Raw genomic sequence first — 24,720 nt, forward strand, 5'->3', positions numbered from 1 at the left:
GGGTGTTCGTGTGAAAGGGGACGGGTTTTACTTGGTCAGCACGAAGCCCTTGAGCTTGCCGAACGCGCCATCGACCAGCGCCTTCTGCTGTTCCTGGTGCAGGTGCGAATAGCCGACTGCAGGCGATGCCGAAGCGGCACGGCCGGAGTAGCCGAGCTTCTGGCCTTCCTGCATGTTTTCGTGGATGTAGTGCTGCACGAAGAACCAGGCGCCCTGGTTCTGCGGCTCGTCCTGGCACCAGACGAGGTCGACGAGATTCGGGTACTTCTTGATCTCGGCGGCGAAGGCCTTGTGCGGGAACGGATAGAGCTGCTCGACGCGGATGATCGCCACGTCCTCGTCGCCGCGCTCCTCGCGCTTCTTGGCCAGGTCGTAGTAGACCTTGCCCGAGCAGGCGATCAGGCGCTTGACCTTCTCGGCCTTGAGGCCCTTGCTGTCCGGGATCACGGTCTGGAAGCCGCCCTTGGTGAACTCGGACAGCGGCGAGGTCGCGTCCTTGTTACGCAGCAGCGACTTCGGCGTCATGATGATCAGCGGCTTGCGCAGGCTGCGCACCATCTGGCGGCGCAGCAGATGGAAGATCTGGCTGGCCGTGGTCGGCTGCACCACCTGCATGTTGGTGTCGGCCGACAGCTGCATGAAGCGCTCGAGGCGCGCCGAGCTGTGCTCAGGGCCCTGGCCTTCGTAGCCGTGCGGCAGCATCATCGTGAGGCCGTTGACGCGGCCCCACTTCACTTCGCCGGAGGCGATGAACTGGTCGATCACCACCTGCGCGCCGTTCACGAAGTCGCCGAACTGGGCTTCCCAGATCACGAGCGTGTTCGGATCGTTCGAGGCGTAGCCGTACTCGAAGGCCAGCACGGCTTCTTCGGAGAGGATCGAGTCGATGACGACGAACGGCGCCTGGTTCTCGGCCACGTTCTGCAGCGGCACGTAGGTGCCTTCGTCGAACTTCTCGCGGTTCTGGTCGTGCAGCACGGCGTGGCGGTGCGTGAACGTGCCGCGGCCGCTGTCCTCGCCCGAGAGGCGCACCGGGTAGCCGCTGGCGACGAGCGAGGCGAAGGCCATGTGCTCGCCCATGCCCCAGTCGACGTTCACGTCGCCGCGGCCCATGGCTGCGCGGTCGTCGAGCACCTTCTTCACCAGCGGATGCACGGTGAAGCCCTGCGGCACGGCCGTGATGCGCTCGGCCAGGCGCTTCCACTCGCTCAGCGGAATGGCGGTGTCGGCCGCGTCGGTCCACTTCTTGTTGAGGTAGGGGCTCCAGTCGACGGCGTACTTGCTCTTGAAGTTCGTGAGCACCGGGTCGACGGTGTTGCGGCCTTCGTCGAAGGCGGCGCGCTGCGCCTTGACCATGTCGTCGCCGAGCGTGTCGCCCAGGCCCTGCGTCGCCAGCTTGTCGGCGTACAGCTTGCGCGTGCCGGGATGCTGGGCGATCTTCTTGTACATGAGCGGCTGGGTGAGCGAGGGGGTGTCCTGCTCGTTGTGGCCCAGCTTGCGGAAGCAGATGATGTCGACCACCACGTCCTTCTGGAACTCCATGCGGAATTCGAGGGCGAGCTGCGTGGCGAGCACCACGGCTTCGGGATCGTCGCCGTTCACGTGCAGCACCGGCGCCTCGATCATCTTCACAATGTCCGAGCAGTACAGCGTCGAGCGGCTGTCGCGCGGGTCGCTGGTGGTGAAGCCGATCTGGTTGTTGATGACGATGTGCACCGTGCCGCCGGTGAAGTAGCCGCGCGTCTCGGCCAGCGCCAGGGTTTCCATCACGACGCCCTGGCCTGCGAAGGCCGCGTCGCCGTGCACGAGCACCGGCAGCACCTGCTTGCCCTGCGGGTCGGCGCGGCGGTCCATGCGGGCGCGCACCGAGCCCTCGACCACCGGGTTCACGATCTCGAGGTGCGAAGGGTTGAAGGCCAGGCTCAGGTGCACCGGACCGCCGGGGGTGGTCACGTCGGAGCTGAAGCCCTGGTGGTACTTGACGTCGCCGCTCGGCAGGTCTTCGGGCGCGGTGTGGTCGAACTCGGCGAACAGGTCGGCCGGCATCTTGCCGAGCGAGTTGACCAGCACGTTGAGGCGGCCGCGGTGGGCCATGCCGATGACGATTTCCTGCACGCCGCGGACGCCGGCCTGGTTGATCAGCTCGTCCATCGAGACGATGAAGCTCTCGCCGCCTTCGAGCGAGAAGCGCTTCTGGCCCACGTACTTGGTGTGCAGGAAGCGCTCGAGGCCTTCGGCGGCCGTGAGGCGGCTCAGCACGTGCTTCTTCTGGTCGGCCGAGAGCTGGGGATTGGTGCGCGCGCTCTCGAGTTTCTGCTGCCACCAGCGCTTGTGGTTCTGGTCGGTGGTGTACATGTACTCGGCGCCGATGGTGCCGCAGTACGTCTCGCGCAGGGCATTGAGCAGGTCGCGCAGCGACATGGTCTCCTTGCCGAAGAAGGTGTTGCTGGTGTTGAACACCGTCTCGAGGTCGGCGTCGGTGAAGCCGTAGAACGAGGGCTCCAGTTCCGGAATGGCGGGACGCTCGGTGCGCTTCAGGGGATCGAGGTCGGCCCAGCGTGCGCCCACGTTGCGATAGGCGGCGATCAGCTGCTGGACGGCGGTGCGCTTGCGGCCGAGTTCGGAATCGGCGCCGCTGGCCTGGACCACCTTGGTCGTGCCCTGCTTGGCACGCTCGGCGAAGGCGTTGATGACGGGCTGGTGCGGCACGTCGCGGGTGTTGGAACCGTCGACGGCGGGCACGTTCTGCAGCGCGTCGAAATAGGTGCGCCAGTTGTCGGGGACGCTGCCGGGGTTGGCGAGGTAGTTTTCGTACATCTCCTCGACATAGGGCGCATTGCCGCCGAAGAGGTAGGTGTTGCCCTGATAGGCGGTGTACGCCGAGGGCGTGGAGGAATCGCTCATGATCCGCTGACCTTCGCTTCCCTGAAGGAAGCATTAGCTGGTTAAGAAACCTTCCGCGACACGGCTGAACCGGTTGGCGGATGCGACTGTGGCTGGGGAAGGGCCTGAGTACTTCGGCATTGTGCCACGTTCACCATATGACGGTCGAACGCGGTTGTGCAAGGGGCGCGGAGCACCCCCTCAGGTCAGGAAAGCAGCTGCTTGATCTGCTGCAGCGTCGCGGGGTCGTCGATGGTGGTCAGGTCGCCGGGGTCGCGCTGCTCGCAGACCGCCTGGATCGCGCGCCGCAGCAGCTTGCCGCTGCGCGTCTTGGGCAGGCCGCTCACGAAGCGCACGCGCGCGGGGCGCGCGAGCGCGCCGAGCTGGTCGGCCACGCGCTTCATGATCTCGCCCTCGAGCTGCAGCGCCGCATCGGCATCGCTCGCGGCGCGGCCGTCGCGCGGCACCACGAAGGCCATCGCCACTTGCCCCTTGAGCGCGTCGGCGACGCCCACCACCGCCACTTCCGCCACGTTCGGGTGCCCCGAGATGCTCTCCTCGATCTCGCGCGTGCCGAGGCGGTGGCCGGCCACGTTGATCACGTCGTCGGTCCGGCCGAGGATGTAGAAATAGCCGTCCGCATCGCGGATGCCCCAGTCGAAGGTGGAATACACCATCTTGCCGGGCACGCTCTTCCAGTAGGTGTCGACGAAGCGCGCATCGTCCCGCCACACCGTCTGCATGAAGCCCGGCGGCGTCGGGCCTTCGATCACGACCACGCCCTTCTCGTTGGCGCCCGTGAGCTCCTCGCCGGTGCTTTCGTGCAGGATCTTGATGCGATAGCCGTACATCGGCACACCGGGGCTGCCGAACCTGCTCGGCTTCTGCTCCACCCCGTTGGCGATGGTGATGATCGGCCAGCCCGATTCGGTCTGCCAGTAGTTGTCGATGATCGGCACGCCCAGGCCTTCGCTGATCCAGCGCGCGGTCGGCTCGTCGAGCGGCTCGCCCGCGAGGAAGAGCGCGCGCAGGCTCGAGAGGTCGTATTTCTTCAGCAGCGCCGGGTCCTGCTTCTTGAGCACGCGCACGGCCGTGGGGGCGCTGAACATCACCGTCACCCTGTATTTCTCGACCAGGCGCCACCAGATGCCGCCGTCGGGCTGCCCGTCGATGCCCTGCGTGGGCAGGCCCTCGTACATCAGCGTGGCCATGCCGGCGATCAGCGGACCGTAGACGATGTAGCTGTGGCCCACCACCCAGCCGATGTCGCTGGTCGAGAAGTAGGTCTCGCCGGCGCGGCCGTCGAAGATGTGCTTCATGCTCGCCGCCAGCGCCACGGCATAGCCGCCCACGTCGCGCTGCACGCCCTTGGGCCGGCCGGTGGTGCCGCTGGTATAGATGGTGTAGCTGATGTCGGTGGCGGCAAGCCAGGTGCAGGGCACCTGCGCGTTCAGGTGCCTTTCGCGCAGCGCGCTCGCGAGATGGTCGCGCGCCGGTGTCAGCTGCATCGGCGCGAGCCCGCGGTCGGTCAGCAGCACCGCCGAAGGCTTGTGGCTCGACAGGCGGATCGCTTCGTCGAGCAGCGGCTTGTACGCGATCACCTTGCCGCCGCGCGAGCCCGCATCGGCGCTGACGATCACCTTGGGCTCGGCATCCTCGATCCGGCTGGCGAGCGAGCCGCTCGCAAAGCCGCCGAACACCACGCAATGGATGGCGCCGATGCGTGCGCAGGCCAGCATCGCGAAAGCGGCCTCGGGAATCATCGGCATGTAGATCAGCACCCGGTCGCCCCGGCCCACGCCGAGTTCTATCAGGCTGGCGGCGGTGCGCTGCACCTCGGCATGCAGTTCCCGGAAGCTGTAGGTCTTCTCGGTGCCGGTTTCGGTGGAAACGAAGATCAGCGCCGGCTGGTCGCCGCGCGCCGCGAGATGCCGATCGACCGCGTTGTGGCACAGGTTGGTCGTGCCGCCGACGAACCAGCGCGCGAACGGCGGGTTGCTCGCGTCGAGGATCTGCTGCGGCGGCACCTGCCAGTCGATCAGCTTCGCCTGCTCGGCCCAGAAGGCCTCGGGCGCATCGATGGACTGGCGATAAAACTCTTCGTAGCGGCTCATCGGGCTTGTCTCCTGAAGTTCTTCTGGCGCCGGCGGACGTTGCCACCGAAACTGAATTCATAATTATGGAGACCGATCTTGCGGCAAGCTGACAGCCGGCGCGATCGGTGCCGGCCCTCGCCACCAACGCCGGAACCTGCCGACCGGCGCTAGCGGATCAGCGCAAGCAGTTCGGAGAAAGCCGGATGCTCGGCGGTGCGCAGCCATTCGAACCCGACCATCTCGGTGGTCACCAGTTCGGCGCCCGCGCCCGCTAGGCGGTCGAAGGCGGCATCGCGGTTGCGCTCGGTGCGTGCGCTGCAGGCGTCGGTCACGACCCAGACCTCGAATTCGTCTTCCAGCAGGTCGAGCGCGGTCTGCAGCAGGCAGACATGCGCCTCGCAGCCCGCGATCACGATGCTGTTGCGCTCCTCGGGCGCGGCGGCGGGCTTCTGCAGATGCTTGGGTAGGCTGCGGGCATTGCCCTGCGGCGGCTTTGCCGGCACGCGCAGCCATTCGCCGAGGCCCTCCTCCACGCCGCTGAAATGCATCTTGGACAGGGTGCGCTGGCACAGCTTCCGGATCTCGGCATCGTTTTCGCCGAGCTTCGACGGGTTGTGTTCCGTGCCCCATGCCGGCACGCCGAACAAGCGCGCCATCCTGCCGAGGCGCACTGCGTTCTGAACGACGGCTTCGGCCTCGAAGATCGCAGGCATCAATTGCGCCTGGTAGTCGACCAGCACGAGTTGCGATTGGGAAGCGTCGAGCAGCATGAACGGAATTCTTTCTTCAGAAGGAGTTGGACCGGCCCGACCGTACCACCGAAAGGATCGCTTCGGCCGACGACACGGCCGACCGGCCGCGCCCCTAGACTGCGCGGATGCCGCAGATCCTTCCGCACCGCCGCCTGTCCACGATTCTGGCCCTTTGCGCGGCGATCGCCATCGGTGGTTGCGGCGGGTTGCGCAGCGGCGGGGCGCCGCTCGGCAGCAGCCTCGAGAAGAGCAGTTGCACGGCACATGCCGACACGCTGCTCGTGCTGCTGCCCGGCGCGTACTCGCAGCCCGACGAGTTCGTGCGCGAAGGCTTCGTCCGTGCGCTCCAGGACAGCCGGCTCGCGGTCGACGCGATGCTGGTCGATGCGCACCTCGGCTACTACAACGACCGCACCATCCTCGTCCGCCTGGATCAGGACGTGATCGCACCCGCACGCGCCCAAGGCTACAAGGCGGTCTGGATCGTCGGCATTTCCATCGGCGGCTTCGGCGGGCTGCTCTACGCACAGACGCACCCGGGTGCGCTCGCGGGCCTGGTGACCATCGCGCCCTACCTCGGCGAGCGCGCCCTCGCCGCCGACATCGCCAATGCCGGCGGGCTCGCGCGCTGGACCGGACCGTTGGGCGATCCGCCCGGCAGCGATCCGCGCCGGCCAAACGAAACCCAGCTCTGGCAATGGCTGCGCGGCTACGCCGGCCGCACCGCCGGCTTCGGTGCCCAGCCGCCGCTCTACCTGGGCTATGGCGTCGACGACCGTTTTGCGTTCAGCCACCGGTTGCTGGCCGCGGCGCTGCCGGCGGACCGCGTGTTCACCACCGAGGGCGGCCACGACTGGCCCGAATGGACGCGGATCTGGCGCCGCATGCTGCCGACGCTGCCGCTGCCGGGCTGCCCCGGCTGAGCGCGCCGCCTCGGCGCGGCGTCAATCCGGCCGAAGCCGCAGCAGCTTGCCGTCGGATTCGTCGGTCAGCACGTACAGCCAGCCGTCGGGCCCCTGCTTCACGTCGCGCACGCGCGCGCCGCGGTCGGCCAGGAGCTTGTGCTCGGCCACCACCTTGCCGTCCTTCAGTTCGATGCGGTCGAGGTAGCCGAACTTGAGCGAGCCCACGAAGAGGTTGCCCTTCCATGCCGCGCCGTAGCGGTCGCTGGTCAGGAAGGCCATGCCCGAGGGCGCGATCGAGGGCACCCAGTAATGCAGCGGCTGCTCCATGCCCTGCCGGGCGGTGATGCCCTCGCCGATTTTGCCGCCGCCATAGTTTTCGCCGTAGGTGATCACCGGCCAGCCGTGGTTGCGGCCGGCCTGCGGCACGTTGATCTCGTCGCCGCCCTGGGGACCGTGCTCGGTCATCCAGAAGCGGCCGTCGGGCGCGAGGGCCGCGCCCTGGCCGTTGCGGTGGCCGTAGCTCCAGATTTCCGGCAAGGCGCCCGGGCGGCCGACGAAGGGGTTGTCCTTCGGCGCGGTGCCGTCCTTGGCGATGCGCACCACCTTGCCGATGTGGTTGTCGAGCTTCTGCGCATCGTCCTTGCGGCTGTAGCGATCGCCGAGCGTCAGGAACAGCGTTCCGTCGCGCGCCTCCACGATGCGGCAGCCGAAGTGGTTGCGGCTCGTGACCTTGGGTTGCTGGCTGAAGAGGATCCGCAGGTTCTCGAGCTTCGTGGCGTCGCCGGAAAGCCGCGCGCTCGCCAGCGCCGTGCCGTTCGCGGAACCCCCGCCGGCCTCGGGCTCCGAGAAGCAGAAGTACAGCGTGCGGTTCTTCTCGAATTCGGAATCGGCCAGCACGTCCAGCAGACCGCCCTGCCCGCCCGCCGCGATCGCGGGCAGTCCGGCCAGCGGCGCGCCGAGCCGGCCATCGGCCCCGATCAGGCGCATCCGTCCCGCCCGCTCGGTGACCACGTAGCGCCCTTCGGGAAGAAAGGCCACGCCCCAGGGGTTCTGCAGACCGGTGGCGACGGTTTCGGCGCGGACCTGGGCGAACGCGGGGGCGGTCAGGCCCAGTCCTGCCAGGCCGATGAGGCTCCCGAGGAGCGCGCGTAATGCCTTTTGCTGCAGTTTCATGCTGATTCCAGAAAGTTCGAGCAATCTTGCCGCTAATTGGGCGCCGGATCGAAGCATTTAGCGAATTCACTGGGTGGCCGAAAGCCCATTTGCACCCAACCGCTTATGCCGCATAAACGTCGACCGTTACACTTTTTCTTTGGCCGAATCAAAAATCTTGAGGGAAATCAACGGTTTGCGTGTACATTCGCGAATTCGGGTTAAATTGACATAACCGCACGTCATCCATATCCTACGCGCCATGCGTTTTTTCGTCCTACCCGCTTCCCTCCTGTTCGCCGTAGCTGTCCAGGCCGCCCCTCAACAGGATCGATCCGATGACGAATTGGCCCGGCTGCTGGCCGACAAGGGCCTGATCGGACAATTGCAGCAGGTCCGCCAGACCGTCGCCGAACGCACCTCCGATCTCGTGGTCACGGCCATCGGGTTCCTGGGCGTGCCCTACCGCCGCGGCGGCAACACGGTCGAGTCCGGCTTCGACTGCAGCGGCTTCGTCCGCGCCATGTACAACCAGACGCTCGGCCACGTGCTGCCGCGCCGCGCCGAAGAGCAAGCCGCCGCCACCGAGAAGATCGATCGCAGCCAGCTCAAGCCCGGCGACCTGGTCTTCTTCAACACGATGCGCCGCGCCTTCAGCCACGTCGGCATCTATGTCGGTGAAGGCAAGTTCATCCACTCGCCGCGCTCGGGCGCCCAGGTGCGGGTGGAAGACATGAACGGCAGCTACTGGAGCCGCCGCTTCGACGGCGCCCGCCGCGTGCTGGCCGGAACCCCGGCCGCCGAAGAAATCAAGAGCACGGGCAACTGAGCCGCCTGCGCCCGCCACCCCCACAAAAAAAATCCCGCCTCTCGGCGGGATTTTTCTTTGCCCGTCAGGCCGCCTTCTTCTGCGGCGGCAGGTCGGTGCAGCTGCCGTGCGCTACTTCCGCCGCCATGCCGATGCTCTCGCCGAGCGTGGGATGCGGATGGATGGTCTTGCCGATGTCGACCTCGTCGGCGCCCATTTCGATCGCGAGCGCGATCTCGCCGATCATGTCGCCCGCGTGCGTGCCCACGATGCCGCCGCCGAGGATGCGGTGCGTCTCGGCATCGAACAGCAGCTTGGTGAAGCCTTCGTCGCGGCCGTTGGCGATCGCGCGGCCCGAGGCGTTCCACGGGAACAGGCCCTTCTTGACCTTGACGCCTTCGGCCTTGGCCTGGTCTTCGGTCAGGCCCACCCAGGCCACTTCGGGGTCGGTGTAGGCCACGCTCGGGATCACGCGGGCATTGAAGGCGGCGCTCGACAGCTCGCGGTCCCCCTTCTGCTCGCCGGCGATCACCTCGGCCGCCACATGGGCCTCGTGCACCGCCTTGTGCGCCAGCATCGGCTGGCCCACGATGTCGCCGATGGCGAAGATGTGCGGCACGTTGGTGCGCATCTGGATGTCGACCGGGATGAAGCCGCGGTCGCTCACCGTCACGCCGGCCTTCTCGGCACCGATCTTCTTGCCGTTGGGGCTGCGGCCCACGGCCTGCAGCACCAGGTCGTAGACCTGCGGCTCCTTGGGCGCGTTCTCGCCCTCGAAGCTGACCTTGATGCCGTCCTTCGTGGCCTCGGCGCCCACGGTCTTGGTCTTGAGCATGATGTTGTCGAAACGCGGCGCGTTCATCTTCTGCCAGACCTTGACGAGGTCGCGGTCGGCGCCCTGCATCAGGCCGTCGAGCATCTCGACCACGTCGAGCCGCGCGCCGAGCGAGGAATACACCGTGCCCATCTCGAGGCCGATGATGCCGCCGCCGAGGATCAGCATGCGCTTGGGGTCCGTGCCGAGCTCGAGCGCGCCGGTCGAATCGACCACGCGCGGATCCTTCGGCATGAAGGGCAGGCTCACGGCCTGCGAACCCGCGGCGATGATCGCGTTGCGGAACTTCACCGTCTGCTTCTTGCCCGTGGTGTCCCAGCCCGTGCCCGAGGTTTCCTCCACCTCGATGTGGTACGGATCGACGAAGTTGCCGACGCCGCGCAGCACGGTCACCTTGCGCATCTTGGCCATGGCCGCGAGGCCGCCGGTGAGCTTGCCCACCACCTTGTTCTTGTGGCCGAGCAGCTTCGTGCGGTCGACCGTCGGCGCGCCGAAGCTCACGCCCAGGTCGGCGAAGTGCTTGACCTCGTCCATGACCGCGGCCACGTGCAGCAGCGCCTTCGAGGGGATGCAGCCCACGTTGAGGCACACGCCGCCGAGCGTGGCATAGCGCTCGATCAGCACCACCTTGAGGCCCAGGTCGGCGGCGCGGAAGGCCGCCGAATAGCCGCCCGGCCCGGCGCCGAGCACGATCACGTCGCATTCGACGTCGACCTTGCCGCCGTAGCTGGATGCAGCCGGCGCTGCGGCAGGCGCCGGGGCCGGTGCGGCCTTCGGTGCCGGCGCGGCAGCCGCGGCAGCCGCGGGGGCCGGCGCAGCGGCGGCCGGGGCGGGCGCGGCGGCGCCGTCGACTTCGAGTGTCAGCACCACCGAGCCTTCCTTGACCTTGTCGCCGACCTTGACGGCCAGGGCCTTCACCACGCCGGCCGCGGACGAGGGAATCTCCATCGACGCCTTGTCCGATTCGACCGTGATGAGCGATTGCTCGGCCTTGACCGTATCGCCGACGTTGACGAGCACCTCGATCACCGCGACTTCGTCGAAGTCGCCGATGTCGGGCACCTTGATTTGTTGTTCGCTCATTTGGACACTTTCAGTTTGAGTGTGAGAACGTCGACCGGTGGGGCCGAATTGCGATCGAATTCGCAGGCGGCGGCGATGCCCGCTTCCGCCACCTCGCGCGAACTGCGCGACTTGATGTCGTAGGCCGCATGCATGGCGCCGAGCGCGAAGCTGCGCCCCGAGCCGATGGCCCAGAACTGCTTGAACTCGAACACCTCGCGGTAGCTGTAGATGCCGTAGATGCCGCTGGCGTTGGCCATCAGCATCGTGAACTGGCTCGACTCGTAGGGCTCATGGTCGTCTTCCTTGGTCTGCATGAAGAACGCGTCCTTGAGCACCGGGTGCAGCAGCGTGAAGGTGCGGAAGATCTCGTGCTTGCTGCCGAACAGCAGCGCCTCGCGCGGCTGCGCGGCCAGCGCATGCTGCAGCACCAGGAAGTGCGCCGCGGCGCCGGCGACCGCGAAGAGGCTCTGCCCGGCCGCATCCTCGATGGTGAAGATCTTCTGGTTCGCCTCGGCGCGGTGCGAAAGCCGCGTGTCGCCGAAGGTCACCAGCGAGTCGGCCGCCATCGTGACCTGGCCGCCTTTGCGGACGGCCACCACGGTGGTCATGAGGCCTCCCGCCGGGCCGCCCCAGGGAAGCCGTCCCCCCCGGCGGGGAGCACCGCAGGTGCCCGGGCGGTCATAGCAGGATGCGACGGTAGTCCGCGAGCACCTGGCCCAGGTAGGCATTGAAGCGCGCAGCCAGGGCTCCGTCGATGACGCGGTGGTCGTACGACAGCGACAGCGGCAGCGTGAGACGCGGCACGAACTGCTTGCCGTCCCACACCGGCTTCATCGCGCTCTTCGAGAGGCCGAGGATGGCCACTTCCGGCGCGTTGATGATCGGCGTGAAGTGCGTGCCGCCGATGCCGCCTAGCGAACTGATCGAGAAGCAGCCGCCCTGCATGTCGGCCGAGCCGAGCTTGCCGTCGCGCGCCTTCTTGGCGAGCTCGCCCATCTCGGCGCTGATCTGCAGGATGCCCTTCTTGTCGGCATCCTTGAGCACCGGCACCACCAGCCCGTTGGGCGTGTCGGCCGCGAAGCCGATGTGGAAGTACTGCTTGTAGACCAGCTGGTCGCCGTCGAGGCTGGTGTTGAACTCGGGAAACTTCTTCAGCGCCGCGACCACGGCCTTGATCACGAAGGCCAGCATCGTGACCTTGATGCCGGACTTCTCGTTTTCCTTGTTGGTCGAGACGCGGAAGGCCTCGAGTTCGGTGATGTCGGCTTCGTCGTTGTTGGTGACGTGCGGGATCATCACCCAGTTGCGGTGCAGGTTGGCGCCGCTGAGCTTCTTGATGCGCGAGAGGTCCTTGCGCTCGACCGCGCCGAACTTCGTGAAATCGACCTTCGGCCAGGGAATGAGGCCGAGCGCCGCGCCATCCGCACCGCCGCCGCCTGCCGGCGCCTTCGCGGCCGAGGCCTTGGTAGTGGCCTGGCCGCTCATCACGGCCTTGGTGAAGTTCTGGATGTCTTCCTGCGTGATGCGGCCCTTGGGCCCCGAACCCTTCACCTCTTCGAGCGGCACGCCGAGTTCGCGCGCGAACTTGCGCACCGAAGGCGATGCGTGCGGCAGGTTGCCCTTGGGCGCGGTGGTGGGATCGTGCGGCGCGGCGGCGGCCGGGCTGGCCGCGGGCGTGGCCGCAGCTGCCGGCGCCGCGGGGGCGCTCGCGCTCGCCGTGGCCGGGGCGGCCGCGGTCGCCTGGGCGGGTGCCGGTGCGGCCGCACCCGCGGCGCCTTCGAGCACCGCGATCAGATCGCCGATGTTGACCTTGTCGCCGACCTTGACCTTGAGCTCCTTGAGCACGCCGGCCGCCGAGGAGGGAATCTCCATCGAAGCCTTGTCGGACTCCACCGTGATCAGCGACTGCTCGGGCCGCGATGGTGTCGCCGGGCTTCACGAGCAGCTCGATCACTGCCACGTCCTTGAAATCGCCGATGTCGGGCACCTTGACCTCGACCGGTCCGGCGGCGACGGGTGCGGCGGCCGGGGCAGGCGCCGCTGCGGCCGGGGCCGGGGCCGGTGCTGCGGCCGCAGGGGCCGGCGCGGGTGCCGGCGCCGGTGCGGCGGCGCCGGCCGCTGCGTCGGCCTCGAGCACGAGCACCACCGAGCCCTCCTTCACCTTGCTGCCGACCTGGACCTTGATCTCCTTCACGACGCCGGCGCCCGACGACGGAATCTCCATCGACGCCTTGTCCGACTCGACCGTGATGAGCGACTGCTCGGCCTTGACCGTGTCGCCCACCTTCACCAGCACCTCGATCACCGCGACCTCATCGAAATCGCCGATGTCCGGCACCTTGACTTCCACTGCTGCCATGTTGTGTGTCTCCCGCCCCGAAGGCGTTCGTGGTGGTTGTTGTTACGCGTAGAGCGGGTTGATCTTGTCGACGTTGATGCCGTACTTCTTGATCGCCTCGGCGACCTTCGCCACCGGCACGGTGCCGTCCTCGGAGAGCGCCTTGAGCGCCGCCAGCACGATGTAGTGGCGGTTGACCTCGAAGTGCTCGCGCAGCTTGCTGCGGAAATCGCTGCGGCCGAAGCCGTCGGTGCCGAGCACCTTGTAGGTGCGGCCCTTCGGGATGAACGGACGGATCTGCTCGGCGTAGGCCTTCATGTAGTCGGTCGACGCGACGACCGGGCCGGTGGTGCCCGAGAGCTGCTCGGTCACGAAGGGCACGCGCGGCGTCTCGCTCGGATGCAGCAGGTTCCAGCGGTCGGCGTCCTGGCCGTCGCGCGTCAGCTCATTGAAGCTCGGGCAGCTCCAGACCGAAGCCGAGACGCCCCAGTCCTTCTCGAGCAGTTCCTGCGCGAAGAAGCTCTCGCGCAGGATCGAGCCGCTGCCCAGCAATTGCACGGTCGGCGCCTTCGCCTTGAGTGCGGGGCCCTGCTTCGACAGGTACATGCCCTTGATGATCTGCTCCTCGGTGCCGGGCTGCAGGCCGGGCATCGGGTAGTTCTCGTTGAGCAGCGTGAGGTAATAGAACACGTTGTCCTGGCGCTCGACCATGCGCTTCAGGCCGTGGTGCAGGATCACGCCCACTTCGTGCGAGAAGGTGGGGTCGTAGCTCACGCAGTTGGGAATGGTGTTCGCGAGGATGTGGCTGTGGCCGTCCTCGTGCTGCAGGCCTTCGCCGTTGAGCGTGGTGCGCCCCGAGGTGCCGCCGAGCAGGAAGCCGCGCGCCTGCATGTCGCCCGCCGCCCAGGCTAGGTCGCCGATGCGCTGGAAGCCGAACATCGAGTAGTACACGTAGAACGGCACCATGATGCGGTTGTTCGTGCTGTACGAGGTGGCGGCCGCGATCCAGCTCGACATGCCGCCGGCTTCGTTGATGCCTTCCTGCAGGATCTGGCCGGCCTTGTCTTCCTTGTAGTACATGACCTGGTCCTTGTCGACCGGGGTGTACTGCTGGCCATGCGGGTTGTAGATGCCGATCTGGCGGAACAGGCCTTCCATGCCGAAGGTGCGGGCTTCGTCCACCAGGATCGGCACCACGCGGGGGCCGAGCGCCTTGTCGCGCAGCAGCTGCGTGAGGAAGCGCACGTAGGCCTGGGTGGTGGAGATCTCGCGGCCCTCGGCCGTGGGCTCGATCACCGCCTTGAAGGTCTCGAGCGAGGGCACGGTGAAGCTCTCGTCGGCCTTGGTGCGGCGGTGCGGCAGGTAGCCGCCGAGGGCCTTGCGGCGCTCGTGCAGGTACTTCATCTCGGGCGTGTCGTCGGCCGGCTTGTAGAACGGCAGGTCGGCGATCTGGCTGTCCGGGATCGGGATGTTGAAGCGGTCGCGGAAGGCCTTGATGTCGTCGTCGTTGAGCTTCTTGGTCTGGTGGACCGTGTTCTTGCCCTCGCCGATCTTGCCCATGCCGAAGCCCTTGACGGTCTTGACGAGCAGCACCGTCGGCTGGCCCTTGTGGTTCTGCGCCGCATGGAAGGCGGCGTACACCTTCTGCGAGTCGTGGCCGCCGCGCTGCAGGTTCCAGACCTCGTCGTCGGTCATGTGCTCGACCATCTTGAGCGTGCGCGGATCGCGGCCGAAGAAGTTCTTGCGGACGTAGGCGCCGTCGTTGGCCTTGAAGGCCTGGTAGTCGCCGTCGTTGCACTCCATCATGATCTTGCGCAGCGCGCCGTCGTGGTCCTTTTCGAGCAGGGCGTCCCAGCCCTTGCCCCAGATCAGCTTGATGACGTTCCAGTTCGCGCCGCGGAACTCGCCTTCGAGCTCCTGGATGATCTTGCCGTTGCCGCGCACCGGACCGTCGAGGCGCTGCAGGTTGCAGTTGATGACGAAGATCAGGTTGTCGAGGTTCTCGCGCGCCGCCAGGCCGATGGCGCCCAGCGATTCGACCTCGTCCATTTCGCCGTCGCCGCAGAACACCCAGACCTTGCGGTTCTCGGTGTTGGCGATGCCGCGCGCGTGCAGGTACTTGAGGAAGCGCGCCTGGTAGATCGCCATCAGCGGACCCAGGCCCATCGAGACGGTGGGGAACTGCCAGAACTCGGGCATCAGCTTCGGATGCGGGTAGCTGGAGAGGCCCTTGCCATCCACTTCCTGGCGGAAGTTGAGCAGCTGCTCTTCGGAGAGGCGGCCTTCGAGGTAGGCGCGCGCATAGATGCCGGGCGAGACGTGGCCCTGGATGTAGAGCAGGTCGCCGCCGTGGCCTTCGCTCTCGGCGTGCCAGAAGTGGTTGAAGCCCGCACCGAACATGCTGGCCAGCGAGGCGAAGGAGCCGATGTGGCCCCCGAGGTCGCCGCCTTCGGCCGGGTGGTGGCGGTTGGCCTTGACCACCATCGCCATCGCGTTCCAGCGCATGTAGGCGCGCAGACGCTGCTCGATCTCGAGGTTGCCGGGGCTGCGGGCCTCCTGCGAGGGCTCGATCGTGTTGACGTAGCCCGTATTGGCCGAGAACGGCATGTCGACGGTGTTCTGCCGTGCGTGCTCGAGGAGCTGCTCCAGCAGGAAATGAGCCCGCTCAGGCCCCTCGCTCTGAATCACGGAGGACAGAGCATCCATCCATTCACGGGTCTCCTGGCTGTCCGCGTCGTTCGCGGCGGAACCGAAGAGGTTCTCGGGATTTGCCGACATGCTTGTCTCTCCTTTAGGGCTGTGGCTGTAATTTAAGTGCGCCGGGGCGTTGAACGCGGCGGAGTTTCTCATAGAAATACTTCTATTCCAAATCGTGCATGGCGATTTCTCAATGTGATATTTCCGGGCAGGGCCGACCGCGCCGTCATCAATGTCACCAATCTTTTCCGCCGTGATGGCAAAGGGCTTCACCTAAACTCGAAAGATGCCCTTTTCCTCCCCGCTGGCGGCCGCCCGCAGCGCCGTGAACGTGTCCGTCCTCTCCTGGTGGCGGCGCTGGTGGCGCCGGCAGACGCCGGTGCTGCAGGACGCCGTCGCCATGCTCGCGCCGATCGCGGCGGTGCTGCTGTTTCTCGCGGCCATCGTCTCCGCCTTCTGGTACCTGCGCACTGAGGAGGTCGAACGCGAGCAGGAGTCGGTGCGGCGCGACGTCGAATACGCCCAGCAGCGCATGCGCCTGCGCCTGCTCGAGCGGCAGGAGCAGTTGATGCGCCTCGCGCGCGACGCGTCCAACCGCGAGATCGACCCGGTCGAGTTCGCGAGCCGCGCGGAGTCGCTGGTGAGCCAGTTTCCCGAATTGCAGACGGTCACCTGGATCGACGACCGGCGCCGCTTCAAGGCCGGCTATTCGGCACCGAGCGTGCACCCGGCGCAGCAGCACCTGATCGGCGACGTGCTGCGCCCCGGCGAGATCGAGAGCAACTACGCCCTGGCGCGCGAGCTGCGCCAGCCGGTGTTCTCGCAGCCGATGGCGGGTGGCGATCCGACAGCGATGCTTCAGCTGCACATCCCGCTCTTCGACCAGGGCCTGTTCGCGGGCGTGGTGCTCGGCGAGTTCTCCGTCGACGGGCTGCTGCGCTACGGCATGCCCTCGGAAGTGCAGGCGCGCTATGCCGTCTCGCTGCTCGATGCCAAGGGCAGCGTGCTCGCCGGCAACACCGCCAACCTGCGCGAAGGCGGCACGCGGCTGCTGCCCTGGCCCGAGCGGACCAACGAATACGAGGTGCCGGTCTCGCCGGTCGGCAATGCGCTGGTGCTGCGGGCGCAGGCGTACCGCACCTCGCAGGGCGTGGTGGGCAACGGCTTGTTCTGGCTGGTCTGCGCGCTCAGCGTGCTCACGAGCTGGATGCTGATCGGCACCTGGCGCCATACGCGCCGGCGCCAGCAGGCGCAGCAGCGGCTGGTCGCCGAGACCAACTTCCGCCGCGCGATGGAGAACTCCATGCTCACCGGCATGCGCGTGCTCGACCTGCAGGGACGCATCACCTACGTGAACGCCGCCTTCTGCGCGATGACGGGCTGGAGCGAGGCCGAGCTGGTGGGCCAGTCGCCGCCCTTCCCCTACTGGCTCGAATCCGACCGCGAAGTGATGAACGAGCGGCTGGAGGAAGAGCTGCACGGGCGCGCGCTCCCGGGCGGCTTCCAGGTGCGGGTGAAGCGCAAGAACGGCACGGTGTTCAACGCCCGGCTCTACGTCTCGCCGCTGATCGACGCGAAGGGCCACCAGACCGGCTGGATGACCTCGATGACCGACATCACCGAGCCCACGCGCATCCGCGAGCAGCTCTCGGCCTCGTACGAACGCTTCACCACGGTGCTCGAGGCGCTCGACGCGGCGGTGTCGGTGGCGCCGATCGGCAGCGAGGAGCTGCTGTTCGCGAACAAGCTGTACCGGCTCTGGTTCGGCTCCGACACGGTGGGCCACCTCGGCATGGTGGCGCAGGCCGGCGTGCCCGCGTCGAACGCGCACGACGAAGGGCTCGACGACGTCGATCCCTACGCCGGCCTGCCGATCGACACGCTGACCGCGGCACAGACCGCCAACAACGAGATCTTCGTGCCGCACCTCGGCAAGTGGCTCGAGGTGCGCTCGCGCTACCTGACCTGGGTCGACGGGCGGCTCGCGCAGCTCGTGATCGCGACCGACATCACGCCGCGCCGCGACGCCGAGGAGCAGGCCGCCGCGCAGGCCGACCGCGCGCAGGCCGCGAGCCGGCTCATCACGATGGGCGAAATGGCGTCGAGCGTGGCGCACGAGCTCAACCAGCCGCTCACGGCCATCACCAACTACTGCAACGGCATGATGTCGCGGCTCAAGGGCCAGGCGATCGACACGGAGGCCCTGCTCGCGGCGCTCGAGAAGACCTCCAAGCAGGCGCAGCGCGCCGGCCAGATCATCCAGCGCATCCGCTCCTTCGTGAAGCGCAGCGAGCCCAACCGCACCGCGGCCGATGTCTCGACCATGGTCAGCGAAGCGGTGGAGCTGGCGGGCATCGAATTGCGGCGCCGCAACGTGCGGCTCAACCACTACGTGGCCGCGCGGCTGCCCGTGGTGCAGGTGGACCCGATCCTGATCGAGCAGGTGCTGGTCAACCTGCTGAAGAATGCCGCCGAGGCGATCGACATCGCCGAGCGCCCCCTCGCGCGGCGCAGCGTCGAGCTGCGCGTGCTGCCCAAGGTGATCGAAGGCCACAACGCCATCGAGTTCTCGGTGCAGGACACCGGCAAGGGCCTTGCGCCCGAAGTGATGGACCGGCTCTACGAAGCCTTCTTCTCGACCAAGCCCGAAGGCATGGGCATCGGGCTCAATCTCTGCCGCACCATCGTCGAGTCGCACCGCGGCCGGATGCAGGCGGAGAACATCTACAATGGCCCGGATGTGATCGGATGCCGTTTTTCCTTCTGGATTCCGGTGTTGGACGCTACCAGTTCGGTAGCAAGCGACGAGGCAAAGGTACCTGCATGAGTTTGATTCCGAAGAAGGGCACTGTCTATGTCGTCGACGACGACGAGGCCGTACGAGATTCGCTGCAATGGCTTCTCGAAGGCAAGGACTACCGGGTGCGATGTTTCGATTCGGCCGAGTCCTTCCTCTCCCGCTACGACCCGCGCGAAGTCGCCTGCCTGATCGTCGACATCCGCATGGCGGGCATGACCGGCCTCGAACTGCAGGACCGGCTCATCGAGCGACGCTCCCCGCTGCCGATCATGGTCATCACCGGTCACGGCGACGTGCCGATGGCGGTCGACAGCATGAAGAAGGGCGCGATGGACTTCATCCAGAAGCCCTTCAACGACGAAGAACTCGTCAGCCTCGTCGAACGCATGCTCGAACACGCGCGCGGCGCCTTCACCCAGCACCAGCAATCGGCCAGCCGCGACGCGCTGCTGTCCAAGCTCACCGGCCGCGAGGCGCAGGTGCTCGAGCGCATCGTCGCCGGCCGCCTCAACAAGCAGATCGCCGACGACCTCGGCATCAGCATCAAGACCGTCGAGGCGCACCGCGCCAACATCATGGAAAAGCTCAACGCGAACACCGTCGCCGATCTGCTCAAGATCGCGCTTGGACAGGCCGCGCCCGCGGCCAAGGCCTGACGCTATCCCCGCGATAGCGACGCCCATTTCACACGCCTGCGCAAGCGGGCGTTTTTACTTGGAAAATCGAATCCGATGACCGCCCAACTGATCGACGGCAACGCCCTCGCCCAAACCATTCGCGCCGAAGTCGCCGGCCGCACCGCTGCGCTCAAGGCGCGCGGCGTCAATCCCGCCCTTTCCATCATCCTCGTGGGCGAAGACCCCGCGAGCCAGGTCTACACCAGGCACAAGGTCAACGACAGCACGCAGACCGGGCTCGCGGCCACGCTCGAGACCTATCCGGCCGACATGAGCGAGGCCGACCTGCTGGCGCGCATCCGCACGCTCAACGACGACCCGAAGGTGCACGGCATCCTCGTGCAGCTGCCGCTGCCGAAGCACATGGACAGCCAGAAGGTCATCGAGACCATCTCGCCCGCCAAGGACGTCGACGGCTTCCACGTCGCGAGCGCCGGCGCGCTGATGACCGGCGCGCCGGGCTTCTGGCCCTGCACGCCCTACGGCTGCATGAAGATGCTCGAATCGATCGGCTACGACCTGCGCGGCAAGCATGCGGTCGTCATCGGCCGCAGCAACATCGTCGGCAAGCCGATGGCCATGATGCTGCTCGCGAAGAGCGCCACGGTGACCATCTGCCACAGCGCCACGCAGGACCTCGGTGCCATCACGCGGCAGGCCGACGTCATCGTCGCCGCCGTGGGCAAGCGCAACCTGCTGACGGCCGACATGGTGAAGCCGGGTGCGGTCGTGATCGACGTCGGCATGAACCGCAAGGAAGACGGCAAGCTCGCCGGCGACGTGGACTTCGACGGCGTCAAGGAAGTGGCCGGCTGGATCACGCCCGTGCCGGGCGGCGTCGGCCCGATGACGCGCGCCATGCTGCTCGCCAACACCCTTGAAGCCGCCGAACGCGCCGCCAGATAAGGACCACCCCGTTGCCTGCTCACTTCGTGTAGCCGCCTCCCCCTCAAGGGGCACCACCAGCGTGGCCGGCAAAGCCGGTTCCGCGGTGGTTCCCGAACGGCCTCGCTGCGCGAGCCAAGGAAATGCCTGACATGACCAACCCCCTCCTGGACTTCACCGACCTGCCGCTGTTCGATCGCATCCGGCCCGAGCATGTCGCGCCCGCCGTCGACACGCTGCTCGCCGATGCCGAGAAGGCGCTGCAGACCGTGACCGCGGCCGACTTCCCGGCCGACTGGAACGCGATCTCCAGGGTGCTCGACGTGGCCTCCGAGCGCTTCAGCCGCGCCTGGGGCGCCGTCGGCCATCTCAACGCCGTGGCCGATACGCCGGAACTGCGTGCCGCCTACAACGAGGCGATGCCGCGCGTCACCGCCTTCTGGACCCGGCTCGGTTCCGACGAGCGGCTCTATGCCAAGTACAAGGCCATCGACCCGTCCACGCTGAATCCGGAGCAGCGCCAGGCGCATCGCAACGCGGTGCGCAACTTCGTGCTCGGCGGCGCCGAACTGCAGGGCGAAGCCAAGAAGCGCTTCGCCGAGATCCAGGAGCGCCAGGCCGAGTTGAGCCAGAAGTTCAGCGAGAACGCGCTGGATGCGACCGACGCCTTCGCCTACTACGCCCAGTTCGGCGAACTCGAGGGCGTGCCCGAAGACGTGGTGAGCGCGGCGCGCGCGACCGCCGAGGCCGAGGGCAAGGACGGCTACAAGCTCACGCTCAAGATGCCCTGCTACCTGCCCGTGATGCAGTTCGCGAAGAGCAGCGCGCTGCGCGAGACGCTCTACCGCGCCTACGTCACGCGCGCCAGCGAACTCGGCGACCCGGCCTTCGACAACACGGTGCTCATCAACGAGATCCTGCTGCTGCGCGAGGAAGAGGCCCGGCTCCTGGGCTACAGGAACTACGGCGAGCTCTCGGTCGTGCCGAAGATGGCCGAATCGCCCGAGCAGGTGATCAAGTTCCTGCGCGACCTCGCGGCCAAGGCCAAGCCCTATGGCGAGCGCGACCTCGCGGACCTGCGCGTCTTCGCCTCGGAGCAGCTCGGCATCGCCGATCCGCAGCCCTGGGACTGGACCTACGTCGGCGAGAAGCTCAAGGAAGCGCGCTATGCGTTCAGCGAGCAGGAGGTCAAGCAGTACTTCCCGGCGCCGAAGGTCATGGCGGGCCTGTTCAAGATCGTCGAGACCCTGTTCGAGGTGAGCATCCGCCGCGACAGCGCGCCGACCTGGCATCCGAGCGTCGAGTTCTACCGCATCGAACGGCAGACCGCCGACGGTCCGCAGAAGGTCGGGCAGTTCTACCTCGACCCGTCCGCGCGCGCGGCCAAGCGCGGCGGCGCCTGGATGGACGACGTGCGCGCCCGCTGGCTGCGCCCCGACAGCGGCACGCTGCAGACGCCGGTGGCGCAGCTCGTATGCAACTTCGCGAGCGGCGTGGACGGCAAGCCGCCGCTGCTCACGCACGACGACGTGACCACCCTCTTCCACGAATTCGGCCACGGCCTGCACCACATGCTCACGCAGGTGGACGAGCGCGACGTCTCCGGCATCAGCGGCGTCGAATGGGACGCCGTGGAACTGCCGAGCCAGTTCATGGAGAACTTCTGCTGGGAGTGGGACGTGCTCCGGCACATGACCGCCCACGTCGACACCGGCGAGCCGCTGCCGCGCGCGCTGTTCGACAAGATGACCGCGGCCAAGAACTTCCAGAGCGGGCTGCAGACGCTGCGCCAGATCGAGTTCTCGCTGTTCGACATGCTGCTGCACACCGAGTACCAGGCGTCGGCCGCGCCCGCGGGCGGCGTGCTCGCGCTGCTCGCCAAGGTGCGCGCCGAAGTGGCGGTGATGCCTTCGCCCCCGTTCAGCCGCACGCCGAACACCTTCAGCCACATCTTCTCGGGCGGCTATGCGGCCGGCTACTACAGCTACAAATGGGCCGAGGTGCTGAGCGCCGACGCCTACGCGGCCTTCGAGGAAACCATGGGGGCCGACGGCCAGCCCGACATCGAGACCGGCCGCAGGTACCGCCAGGCCATCCTCGAAGCCGGCGGCAGCCGCAGCGCCATGGAGTCGTTCAAGGCTTTCCGCGGCCGCGAGCCCCAGCTTGACGCGCTGCTGCGACACCAGGGCATGGCGCAGGCCGAGCCCGCTTGATGCGGGCCTGAAGCTTGCGATACTCGGGCGATGCATCCGATGACCCACCCGACATCCTCCTTGCCGCGCCTGGCCGGCCTCGTCCTGCTGCTGGCCGCCGCCGGCGCCATGGCCCAGCCGATCTACCGCAACGTCGACAAGAACGGCAAGGTCACCTTCTCGGACCGCGCGCCGAGCGCCAGCACCGAGCCGGCCGCTGCGCCGCAGGCGGGCATCGTGCCGCCGGCCAATGCCGGCTTGCCGTACGAACTGCGGCAGGTCGCGCAGCGCTATCCCGTCACGCTCTACAGCGGCGAGGACTGCGCGCCCTGCGGCGCGGCGCGCTCGCTGCTCGTCACGCGCGGCATTCCGTTCGAGGAACGCATCGTGAAGAGCAACCTGGACGTCGAGGCGCTGCAGCGCCTGAGCAGCCAGGTGTCGCTGCCGCTGCTGACCGTCGGCTCGCAGCAGCTCAAGGGCTTTTCGGACGTGGAATGGTCGCAGTACCTCGACGCGGCAGGCTACCCCAAGAGCAACAGCCTGCCCGCCGGCTACCGCAACCCGCCGGCACGGCCGCTGGTCGCCGCCCAGCAGCAGGCGCCCGCGGCACCCGCTGCACCCGCGGCAGCGCAGCCCGCGGCGGCCCCGCAACCCGCCGCCCCCGCGCCCAGCGGGCCGACGCCGAGCAATCCGGCCGGCATCAAGTTCTGACGGCCGCCGCCGACCGGTGACGGCTCGGCGGCGCTCGCTTGTCGCGGCTCAGTCGAACTGCAGCGTCCGCACGCCCGCAGGCGTGCCGAGCAGGCAGACATGGGCCTTCTGGTGCGCGAACACACCCACGGTGACCACGCCGGGCCACTGGCTGACTTCCGACTCGAACGCCACCGGTTCGCTGATGCGCAGGCCGGTCACGTCGACGATGTGCTGGCCGTTGTCGGTCACCAGCGGCAGCCCTTCCTTTTCACGCACCTGGGCCACCCCGCCCATCGCCTCGAACTGGCGCATGACGCGGCGCGCCGCCATCGGAATCACCTCCACCGGCAGCGGAAAGGCGCCGAGCGTCTGCACGAGCTTGGATTCGTCGGCGATGCAGACGAAACGCCGAGACTGCGCCGCGACGATCTTCTCGCGCGTGAGCGCCGCGCCGCCGCCCTTGATCATGAAGCCGCGGTGATCGATCTCGTCGGCGCCGTCGATGTAGACGCCGAGTTCCTCGACCTCGTTGCTGTCGAACACCGCAATGCCCAGCGCGCGCAGGCGCTCGGTCGAGGCCACCGAGCTCGAGACCGCGCCCCGGATCTGGTCCTTGATGGCGGCCAGCGCATCGATGAACTTGTTCACCGTCGAGCCGGTCCCCACGCCGACGATTTCGCCCGGGGTCACGTAGGCCAACGCGGCGCGGCCGACCTGCGCCTTGAGTTCGTCCTGGGAGATCGCGCCGGCGGCCGGGGTGCCGGACGAAGTGGAAGCGGGAGAAACGGGTGCGGTCATCGCGGAGAATCCTTGGCTCATTGAAGTCGAGAATTATCCGATGCCCCTGCTACCTTCCTCGCTCTACGGCCTGGCCCGGCCCTTCCTGTTCGGTCTGGACCCGGAGCATGCCCACGAACTGACGCTCGACGGCCTGGCCCGCACCCAGAACACGCCGCTGGCCTGCACCTACGCCGCCGCCCGCGTGGAGGATGCGGTCACGCTCGCCGGGCTGCGCTTTCCCAACCGCGTGGGCCTCGCGGCGGGACTCGACAAGAACGCGCGCTGCATCGATGCCTTCGCGGCCATGGGTTTCGGCTTCGTCGAGGTCGGCACGGTCACGCCCCGGGCGCAGCCCGGCAATCCGAAACCGCGCATGTTCCGGCTGCCCGCCCGCCATGCGCTGATCAACCGCCTCGGCTTCAACAACGAAGGCCTGGCCGCCTTCCTCGCCAACGTGCAGAAGGCGCGGTTCCGCCAGGCCGCGCGTGACGGCAAGCCGCCGATGCTGCTGGGCCTCAACATCGGCAAGAACGCGAGCACGCCGATCGAACGCGCGGTGGATGACTATGTCGCCTGCCTAGACGGCGTGTACCCGCATGCGGACTACGTGACGATCAACATCTCCAGCCCCAACACGGCCAACCTGCGCTCGCTGCAGAGCGACGAGGCGCTCGATGCGCTGCTGGGTGCGCTGGCCCAGCGGCGTGAAGCGCTCGCCGCCCAGAGCGGCCGGCGCGTTCCGCTGTTCGTGAAGATCGCGCCCGATCTGGAGGAGCAGCAGGTCGCCCTCATCGCCGCGACGCTGCGGCGCCACGGCATGGACGGCGTGATCGCCACCAACACCACGCTCGCCCGCGACGCGGTGGCCGGCCTGCCGCATGCCGATGAAGCCGGCGGTCTCTCGGGCGCGCCGGTGCGCGAAGCCAGCAACCGCGTGGTCGCGCAGCTGCGCGCGGCGCTGGGGCCGGGCTTTCCGATCATCGGGGTGGGCGGCATCCTGAGCGCGGCCGATGCCATGGCCAAGATCGCGGCCGGTGCCGACGTGGTGCAGATCTACACCGGGCTCATCTACCGCGGCCCCGGGCTCGTGCGCGAAGCGGCGCAGGCTTTGCTGCAGCAGGGCCGCAGCGTGGCCTGAGCCGGCCTTCGCTTTTTCTTTCTT

16 protein-coding genes and 1 pseudogene are annotated in these 24,720 nt (G+C 67.6%); 8 read left to right on the forward strand and 9 right to left on the reverse strand.

Annotated elements, in window-relative coordinates:
* Nucleotides 1-27: 27 nt before the first annotated feature.
* From M2165_RS23840 to M2165_RS23850, 3 genes are all read right to left on the reverse strand, one after another.
* Nucleotides 28-2,904 carry a 2-oxoglutarate dehydrogenase E1 component gene (locus M2165_RS23840; RefSeq protein WP_280817044.1) on the reverse strand — a complete coding sequence of 959 codons (2,877 nt, stop codon included), beginning with the start codon at nt 2,902-2,904 and terminating at the stop codon, nt 28-30.
* Nucleotides 2,905-3,089: 185 nt separating this feature from the next.
* Nucleotides 3,090-4,997 (reverse strand): propionate--CoA ligase, encoded by a 1,908-nt coding sequence (locus M2165_RS23845; RefSeq protein WP_280817045.1) that lies wholly within the window; start codon nt 4,995-4,997, stop codon nt 3,090-3,092.
* Between the two features lie 149 nt (nt 4,998-5,146).
* Nucleotides 5,147-5,749, reverse strand: coding sequence for an isochorismatase family protein (locus M2165_RS23850; RefSeq protein ID WP_280817046.1), 603 nt, complete (start codon nt 5,747-5,749; stop codon nt 5,147-5,149).
* 107 nt (nt 5,750-5,856) lie between these two features.
* Here M2165_RS23850 and M2165_RS23855 point away from each other — a divergent pair, with 107 nt between their 5' ends.
* Entirely contained in the window at nt 5,857-6,654 is a 798-nt protein-coding gene (locus M2165_RS23855; RefSeq protein ID WP_280817047.1) for an alpha/beta hydrolase, read from the forward strand.
* A gap of 21 nt (nt 6,655-6,675) precedes the next feature.
* Here M2165_RS23855 and M2165_RS23860 read toward each other — a convergent pair whose 3' ends face one another.
* The gene (locus M2165_RS23860; protein WP_280817048.1) at nt 6,676-7,809 is read right to left on the reverse strand and encodes a PQQ-dependent sugar dehydrogenase; all 1,134 of its coding nucleotides are present in this window, start codon (nt 7,807-7,809) and stop codon (nt 6,676-6,678) included.
* Between the two features lie 241 nt (nt 7,810-8,050).
* Between M2165_RS23860 and M2165_RS23865 the strand changes: the two genes are divergently transcribed.
* Nucleotides 8,051-8,617 (forward strand): C40 family peptidase, encoded by a 567-nt coding sequence (locus M2165_RS23865; RefSeq protein WP_280817049.1) that lies wholly within the window; start codon nt 8,051-8,053, stop codon nt 8,615-8,617.
* Between the two features lie 64 nt (nt 8,618-8,681).
* On the opposite strand, the gene lpdA is transcribed toward M2165_RS23865, so the two are convergent.
* The 4 genes and pseudogenes from lpdA to aceE form a co-directional block, all read right to left on the reverse strand.
* Nucleotides 8,682-10,514: a dihydrolipoyl dehydrogenase gene (gene lpdA / locus M2165_RS23870; RefSeq protein WP_280817050.1), complete on the reverse strand. Its 1,833-nt coding sequence runs from the start codon at nt 10,512-10,514 to the stop codon at nt 8,682-8,684.
* On the reverse strand, nt 10,511-11,104 hold the full coding sequence (locus M2165_RS23875) for an MFS transporter (protein ID WP_280817051.1): 594 nt from the start codon (nt 11,102-11,104) through the stop codon (nt 10,511-10,513). Before M2165_RS23875 ends, lpdA begins: the two co-directional genes overlap by 4 nt.
* Nucleotides 11,105-11,174: 70 nt before the next feature.
* Nucleotides 11,175-12,855: pseudogene (aceF, locus tag M2165_RS23880) on the reverse strand (dihydrolipoyllysine-residue acetyltransferase).
* Between the two features lie 42 nt (nt 12,856-12,897).
* Nucleotides 12,898-15,612, reverse strand: coding sequence for a pyruvate dehydrogenase (acetyl-transferring), homodimeric type (gene aceE, locus M2165_RS23885; RefSeq protein ID WP_280817052.1), 2,715 nt, complete (start codon nt 15,610-15,612; stop codon nt 12,898-12,900).
* A gap of 205 nt (nt 15,613-15,817) precedes the next feature.
* On the opposite strand from aceE, the gene M2165_RS23890 reads away from it, so the two are divergent.
* From M2165_RS23890 to M2165_RS23910, 5 genes are all read left to right on the forward strand, one after another.
* Nucleotides 15,818-18,358 (forward strand): PAS domain S-box protein, encoded by a 2,541-nt coding sequence (locus M2165_RS23890; RefSeq protein WP_280817053.1) that lies wholly within the window; start codon nt 15,818-15,820, stop codon nt 18,356-18,358.
* Nucleotides 18,355-18,987 (forward strand): response regulator transcription factor, encoded by a 633-nt coding sequence (locus M2165_RS23895; RefSeq protein ID WP_280817054.1) that lies wholly within the window; start codon nt 18,355-18,357, stop codon nt 18,985-18,987. Before M2165_RS23890 ends, M2165_RS23895 begins: the two co-directional genes overlap by 4 nt.
* Before the next feature lie 75 nt (nt 18,988-19,062).
* Nucleotides 19,063-19,914, forward strand: a complete 852-nt coding sequence (folD, locus tag M2165_RS23900; RefSeq protein ID WP_280817055.1) for a bifunctional methylenetetrahydrofolate dehydrogenase/methenyltetrahydrofolate cyclohydrolase FolD — start codon at nt 19,063-19,065, stop codon at nt 19,912-19,914.
* A 131-nt stretch (nt 19,915-20,045) separates the two neighbouring features.
* On the forward strand, nt 20,046-22,106 hold the full coding sequence (locus M2165_RS23905) for a M3 family metallopeptidase (RefSeq protein WP_280817056.1): 2,061 nt from the start codon (nt 20,046-20,048) through the stop codon (nt 22,104-22,106).
* A 30-nt stretch (nt 22,107-22,136) separates the two neighbouring features.
* Nucleotides 22,137-22,796, forward strand: a complete 660-nt coding sequence (locus M2165_RS23910) for a glutaredoxin family protein (RefSeq protein WP_280817057.1) — start codon at nt 22,137-22,139, stop codon at nt 22,794-22,796.
* A gap of 48 nt (nt 22,797-22,844) precedes the next feature.
* On the opposite strand, the gene rpiA is transcribed toward M2165_RS23910, so the two are convergent.
* Entirely contained in the window at nt 22,845-23,576 is a 732-nt protein-coding gene (rpiA, locus tag M2165_RS23915; RefSeq protein WP_280817058.1) for a ribose-5-phosphate isomerase RpiA, read from the reverse strand.
* Nucleotides 23,577-23,616: 40 nt separating this feature from the next.
* Between rpiA and M2165_RS23920 the strand changes: the two genes are divergently transcribed.
* Nucleotides 23,617-24,696 (forward strand): quinone-dependent dihydroorotate dehydrogenase, encoded by a 1,080-nt coding sequence (locus tag M2165_RS23920; protein WP_280817059.1) that lies wholly within the window; start codon nt 23,617-23,619, stop codon nt 24,694-24,696.
* The last annotated feature ends 24 nt before the right edge of the window (nt 24,697-24,720 follow it).

It is taken from the genome of Variovorax sp. TBS-050B, assembly GCF_029893635.1.
GTDB lineage: Bacteria > Pseudomonadota > Gammaproteobacteria > Burkholderiales > Burkholderiaceae_C > Variovorax.

What these genes read in the sequence shown, in the direction of transcription:
- M2165_RS23920 (WP_280817059.1), top strand. Translation starts at nt 23,617, where the DNA reads ATGCCCCTGCTACCTTCCTCGCTCTACGGCCTGGCCCGGCCCTTCCTG.
- folD (WP_280817055.1), top strand. Translation starts at nt 19,063, where the DNA reads ATGACCGCCCAACTGATCGACGGCAACGCCCTCGCCCAAACCATTCGC.
- M2165_RS23890 (WP_280817053.1), top strand. Translation starts at nt 15,818, where the DNA reads ATGCCCTTTTCCTCCCCGCTGGCGGCCGCCCGCAGCGCCGTGAACGTG.
- M2165_RS23860 (WP_280817048.1), bottom strand. Translation starts at nt 7,809, where the DNA reads ATGAAACTGCAGCAAAAGGCATTACGCGCGCTCCTCGGGAGCCTCATC.
- M2165_RS23875 (WP_280817051.1), bottom strand. Translation starts at nt 11,104, where the DNA reads ATGACCACCGTGGTGGCCGTCCGCAAAGGCGGCCAGGTCACGATGGCG.
- lpdA (WP_280817050.1), bottom strand. Translation starts at nt 10,514, where the DNA reads ATGAGCGAACAACAAATCAAGGTGCCCGACATCGGCGACTTCGACGAA.
- aceE (WP_280817052.1), bottom strand. Translation starts at nt 15,612, where the DNA reads ATGTCGGCAAATCCCGAGAACCTCTTCGGTTCCGCCGCGAACGACGCG.
- M2165_RS23910 (WP_280817057.1), top strand. Translation starts at nt 22,137, where the DNA reads ATGCATCCGATGACCCACCCGACATCCTCCTTGCCGCGCCTGGCCGGC.
- M2165_RS23855 (WP_280817047.1), top strand. Translation starts at nt 5,857, where the DNA reads ATGCCGCAGATCCTTCCGCACCGCCGCCTGTCCACGATTCTGGCCCTT.
- M2165_RS23905 (WP_280817056.1), top strand. Translation starts at nt 20,046, where the DNA reads ATGACCAACCCCCTCCTGGACTTCACCGACCTGCCGCTGTTCGATCGC.
- rpiA (WP_280817058.1), bottom strand. Translation starts at nt 23,576, where the DNA reads ATGACCGCACCCGTTTCTCCCGCTTCCACTTCGTCCGGCACCCCGGCC.
- M2165_RS23865 (WP_280817049.1), top strand. Translation starts at nt 8,051, where the DNA reads ATGCGTTTTTTCGTCCTACCCGCTTCCCTCCTGTTCGCCGTAGCTGTC.
- M2165_RS23840 (WP_280817044.1), bottom strand. Translation starts at nt 2,904, where the DNA reads ATGAGCGATTCCTCCACGCCCTCGGCGTACACCGCCTATCAGGGCAAC.
- M2165_RS23850 (WP_280817046.1), bottom strand. Translation starts at nt 5,749, where the DNA reads ATGCTGCTCGACGCTTCCCAATCGCAACTCGTGCTGGTCGACTACCAG.
- M2165_RS23845 (WP_280817045.1), bottom strand. Translation starts at nt 4,997, where the DNA reads ATGAGCCGCTACGAAGAGTTTTATCGCCAGTCCATCGATGCGCCCGAG.
- M2165_RS23895 (WP_280817054.1), top strand. Translation starts at nt 18,355, where the DNA reads ATGAGTTTGATTCCGAAGAAGGGCACTGTCTATGTCGTCGACGACGAC.